The sequence below is a fragment of the Methanomassiliicoccales archaeon genome, from assembly GCA_014361295.1.
Taxonomy (GTDB): domain Archaea; phylum Thermoplasmatota; class Thermoplasmata; order Methanomassiliicoccales; family JACIVX01; genus JACIVX01.
On record JACIVX010000112.1, the window covers coordinates 1 to 698 of the forward strand.

Below are 698 nucleotides of genomic sequence, written 5' to 3' on the forward strand. Positions count from 1 at the left end.
GCAAAGCCTCAAGTTCCTCGAGAGTTCCCAAATTCGCCGCGGTCTTTTCCCATTGGGCCCAGATCTCCTCCGCTGCCCGGGAAAGCTCAGCCAGGGTCATGGCGGCCAAGTGTACTTCCCCCTCACCCTTTTCCGCAAAGCCCGCTAAAATTCGGCCACCATGAGCACGGTTTGGTTCACGGATTTTTCGGCGTCCCCGGAGATAAACCTCCTCCAAAAGCTCCGGGTTCTTCTAAGGGAGGCCGGCCTTCCCAACATTTTCAAGGCCGGGCAACTTGTGGCCATAAAACTCCACTTTGGGGAGCTGGGAAACCTCGCATATCTTCGGCCCAATTATGTGCGAGTGGCCGTGGACGAGCTCAAAAATCTGGGAGCGAAACCTTTCCTCACCGATGCCAACACGCTCTATGTTGGTACGCGCTCCAACGCCGTGGATCACCTTCTCACCGCCGCGCAAAACGGATTTGTGTGGGAGGTGGTGGGTGCGCCGGTGATCATCGCCGATGGGCTCCGCGGCGCAGACGAGGTGGAGATCCCAGTGGATGGGGAATACGTGAAACGCGCGAAGATCGGGGCAGCTGTGGCCCTGGCCGATGCCCTTTTGGTGATGACCCATTTCAAGGGCCACGAGCAGGTGGGATTCGGTGGCGCCCTGAAAAACCTGGGCATGGGCTCGGCCTCCCGCGCCGGGAAGCTTC

The 698-nt window shown here is 59.5% G+C and carries 1 protein-coding gene; it reads left to right on the forward strand.

Annotated features, from left to right (window positions below):
* Window positions 1-160: 160 nt before the first annotated feature.
* Window positions 161-698 (forward strand): DUF362 domain-containing protein (locus tag H5T41_11450; GenBank protein ID MBC7109374.1); only part of this gene is annotated, 538 nt, incomplete at its 3' end.